Source organism: Pseudomonas sp. FSL R10-1339 (assembly GCF_009600545.1).
In the GTDB taxonomy this organism is placed as follows: Bacteria; Pseudomonadota; Gammaproteobacteria; order Pseudomonadales; family Pseudomonadaceae; genus Aquipseudomonas; species Aquipseudomonas bubulae.
Map to the genome: position 1 here is coordinate 1 of NZ_WIVQ01000164.1, position 4515 is coordinate 4515.

Genomic DNA, 4515 nt, shown 5'->3' on the forward strand with positions numbered 1-4515 from the left:
CGCTGGTTGCTCATGGCACCTCCTAATGGGCCTCATTTTAAGGCTTGGAGGTGTCTACGAAACTAGGGGCGATTCAATTTGCCGTTTTGTGCGTTATAGCCAAGGTGATGAGCCGCCGTCCAGATCAGGCGGCGGCAGCCGTGGTCCACGCAAGTCGTCTGATCAGGCTGAGCTGACGCACCTTATCAGTGAGAATCCGAGAGGATTCATCTTGGGGGACCCTGATGATCCCGATCAACTGCCAGGGTATTACAGCATTCTCATGCAGCCTTCAGACCGCTGCGAAGGTGAGCTGGCACCAGATGAGTTGAGCTCATCAACAGAGATCTGGACTCTGGATGACGATGGCAGCGAGCGTCCTTACGTCGCAGACAAACTCAGCCAGCAAAGTATCGAGGCTCACATTGTCCGAAGTCGGCAATTACTACCTTTTTCATATAGCCAATTCACGCTGGTAGAGCTGAGAGATCTTCTATTCGGCGCTACTCAGCTTTTCGAAGCGTGTTTGCAAGAGTTATCTGGGGTATCACCCCGACCAGGGCTGCAGCTTCGGATGGAGGCCATCCTCCTGTTACACATCGGATTATGGTTAGGCCAGCCAACAAGCCAAACTGTTCAACTCACAGTCGCTGAGACCGCGGAAGACAGTCCAGATGGTTTTGTGCTCATTAAAGGCTCACCGGGGCTGTTTAGCGTCTTCGTACGTCGCCCTGACTTGGTTGGTGATGATCGTTGTTTGCCGGCTTCGGGGACTCGCCCTGCGCTACTGCGGATCCTGCTACCTGACTTAGCTGGTAGCGCGGCCTTGGTGAATGCATTGCTTAGAAAATTTCCTGGATCGTCGAATCGAGTATTCCGACATCAGGTTGCGGAGCTGGAAACTGAAGCGAGATGTATTCTGAAGTTACTTGGTCGGAATGATCCTCGCTTCACGTTGACCAAAGTGCGGAACTATCTGTTCCACCAACTCGTTTCCGACACACACGATGTTGCCGCTGCCTCCATGTTGTCTGGAGTGTGCGTACCTTCCGCCCAGACACCGGGTTATTACCTGCAGCTGAGTGCCGACCATCTGCGTAGAGTCTACGAAAAATCATTGGGGCATGCACTTCGGCAAGTCTATGCATGCGCTGGGCTCGCTTACGAGCTCCCCGTGACAGCTCTCGTTCAGCATGGGGCCGTAGGGGCAAGCCACTGCCTTCTGCCTGAAACCATTTTGGCTAACTCAACAGCCTTGAGTGCCTCCCTTCGTAAAAAGCCAAGCGGCCGGTTCAGCGAAATGGTGACCTGGCATAACAACTACACCTTGTGGGTCTTGCAGATGTTCATGCTGTCGACTGGGTGTCGAGCGATACGAAACCCGCTGCTATTCGTCGATGAGTTCGATCCAGTTACGAACATGGGCGCAATGTCTGACAAAGATTCGGATGATCGACACATGAGTCGACTGGTCTGTCTTCCTCATGTTTTGAGGCGCCAATTGGAGTATTACTTTCGGCACTGCGCTGCGATCGCGAGAGTCATGACTGGGTATTTACCTCCTAATGAGCACGGCAGATGGGGCCGTGGATTCTTTCTGTCGGTCAGCGAGAGCGGCGTTCGCCGTTTGGAGGTAAGGCCGGTCACGATTCGCCAGCAGATGGAGCTGGTCAGCGGCTATGTTCTTCACCCTATAAACGCCTACCGCAAATTCATCAGGACAGAACTTGCTGAGCTGGGATGCCCTGCCGAAGTACTTGCCGCATTTATGGGGCACTGGCTGAGAGGTGAGGAGCCCCAGGATCGTCATTCGAGTTTCTGCCCGTTTCATTACGCTGAAATTCTTGGCGGATGGATCGCTCAGTTACTGGGTGGATTGGGCTGGTATGCACTGCGCAGTCCGTGGGAGCAAGCATGAGTCTGCCCAGGCTGAGTGAACAGCAACTCGAGTATCTCTGGTCGTCTGCGCCACACGAACCGCAATGGAAATGGCAGGTACGTGATCGACTGAAGTTAGTCCTCGGAGACAGTGAGCTTCCGCTGGCAAGGTGGTTATCGGGAACCAGCATCATGCGAGAGGTACGACTCGAGGATGTTCGCGAAGTGGAGCAGCACTTAGGGAAAGACTATGTCCTTCGCAATATGTTGCGAAGCATCACCTGGCGGCTGAGGGCACAGATATCAACGTTTCCACTCGCTCGCATCGCTATTGAGGTCCATCGTGCCGCGAACCCTATCAACCCAGATATCTACACAGCAGAAGATCTGCAGCGAAGCAGCCTAATTCTAAAATCGCTGCAGCAGGGGCTGAGAACGAATATCGAGGTGCTCAACCAAGAGCAGCGCATTGGACTTCTACTGATGAGCGCTGCTTATGGCGGTGGTCTTCTGGATACTGCTCAACTGAAAGCGATGCTCGGCGTTACGCCTAAGCAAATCGAATGGATCGCCGGGATACCGGAGATCAGGCTATCTCTTTCCATCCGTGGCAACACGCAAGCGGAGTTTCGGCAGTGGTTTCCGGATCCCGCGACATTGGCGCTTTTGGTCCGATGCTCAGGGGATGTGCAGGAACTGCGGATTCGAATGCAACGCAGCGGAGCTCTCCTCAGGTGTGCTCAAGCGCTACTCAAAAAAACAGGATTACCGGAGTGGGTGCTTCCTAGCAGCATGGGGGATTTGTTCCAACTGCTTCGGATTCAGATACAAACGCGTTTACCTCAACTACTAGTGAGTTTCGCGGCCCGAGAAGGGATAGTGTCTCAGTCGCTGAGACCGTCGTGCTGGGGCGAACTGTTTGGTTACCTCGGCCTTCAAGATCCCTCCGAAACCTATGGGGATCGTTCCGATCGTGATGAGGGGAAGATAGACACGGAAGATGTTCATGAGTGGCTGCAGAACTTGTGCCGACAGGTTCGGGCAGGTGAGCCAATTGTGCGTTCTGGAGACGCCTCGGAATTCGAGCTGATAGTCACACAGTGGATCGACTACATGCTTGGCGGGGCGTCCGTATATGGAAATGCAGCCGAACGCAAAACGATCGCTCGTTACGCCCGAGTGCTCGGTGCTGCACTGGCACCTCAGCTAGATGGGATGAGTGTTTTCGATGTTGAAATCGATACTTTGGAAACCGCTTACGAATCTGTACTTGAGGCTCAGAGCAGTGACGGAAAACGACGCGTTCTAGCCAAAGCCATTCATGAGTTTCATACGTTCTTGCAGCGGCGTTATAGCTATCCTCCGGTTAGTCCTCACTCTCTGCTCGGTATTGGTAAGGGCGTGATCCGGGTGGATGCTCGTATTCTCTCCGAGGATCAGTTTCAGTCTATCCATCAGGCTTTGGGTATCTGCGGATTGGAGTTACGTACTCCTCGTTTGGTCGCTGCCGCCAGGCTACTTCTGGTTTTAGGATTCAGGTTGGGGCTGCGGCGAAACGAGGCGTTGAAGCTGCGCCTCCAGGATCTTTACACGCCGACCTTGTCAGTAGGCGAATGCTCCCGTATTCAAGCGCGACACCCGGGTCGACGTCGGCTGTCCAGCAACGAAATAGCTGAATTGGCCCTCCCGGTAGATCTGCTTATTCGTCCCCACTCGCAGCGCGGGCTGAAAACGCAGAACGCTACGCGTAGGTTGCCTCTTCATGTTTTCTTGGAGCCGGATGAGCTGGAGCTTCTACTCGATTGGCATAGACAGCGGCAAGACGAAGAGGCCATCAATCCGGCGTCGCAGTATCTTTTCTGCATTCCTCAACTGAAGACTCAGTGGATCAGTGAGGATTACCTGCTTCCAGCGGTGCACGATTGCATGCGTGCGGTTACAGGTAATGAGTTCGTGCACTACCACCATCTGCGCCACTCCTGCGCAACATGGCTGTCGCTGAAGCTGATGGGAGCGCTCAGCGGCTTTTCTCCGGAGCTCATTTTTCGTGATGCTCCCCTGACCACGCGTTGGCTGAGAGATGATCGTAGATTGCAGGACACGATGCTATCTACTAACTCAGGGCCGACTCGGCGCATTATTCATATAGTCAGCGCCGTCCTGGGCCACGGCAGCCCGAAAACTACGCTGCTGCACTATATCCATAGTTTGCCTCAGATCATGGCAATGGCCTGGCAGTGGAGTCCTCGAAACTGGGTATTCAGCGCGCGTAGTGTCGCCATGATCGCCGGGGTAAGTCAGCCTACTATCAAGGCCGGAGGTAATGACGACATCAGTTCTGAGTGCAGATTGATGCTCGAGATTCTTGGCCGGATCAGTGCTCTAAAAGAGCTAAGGAACGCTCGACATAAGCCTGCGCGGGAACGGTTCAAGCCAGTGGTGCGATATTGGGCGATTTCGCGAATCCGTGCGATTGAGTCGATGCTGGCTTACGCGTCGTACGCTGAGCAGACGGGGCGAGAGGTCAATCTCAACTGGGTCGATTTCTCTACTGATGAACGAGACCTTATGCTTGAGCGGGTGTAGTGGTCTAATGAAACCGGACACTCATTTAGGCGAGAATGCTCGCCATATCGAGGTGTCAGATGACCAAGCAAC

General features: G+C 53.9%; 2 protein-coding genes. Both read left to right on the forward strand.

Annotated features, from left to right (window positions below; genetic code table 11):
• On the forward strand, positions 1 to 1897 hold a 1897-nt coding region (locus GHO03_RS25675; protein WP_306108805.1), incomplete at its 5' end, for a hypothetical protein.
• The gene (locus tag GHO03_RS23695) at positions 1894 to 4443 is read left to right on the forward strand and encodes a hypothetical protein (RefSeq protein ID WP_178110361.1); all 2550 of its coding nucleotides are present in this window, start codon (positions 1894 to 1896) and stop codon (positions 4441 to 4443) included. The genes GHO03_RS25675 and GHO03_RS23695, both read left to right, overlap by 4 nt.
• The last annotated feature ends 72 nt before the right edge of the window (positions 4444 to 4515 follow it).

Bases quoted from the DNA above. Each gene is read 5' to 3' on its own strand.
- GHO03_RS23695 (WP_178110361.1), top strand. From the start codon at position 1,894: ATGAGTCTGCCCAGGCTGAGTGAACAGCAACTCGAGTATCTCTGGTCG.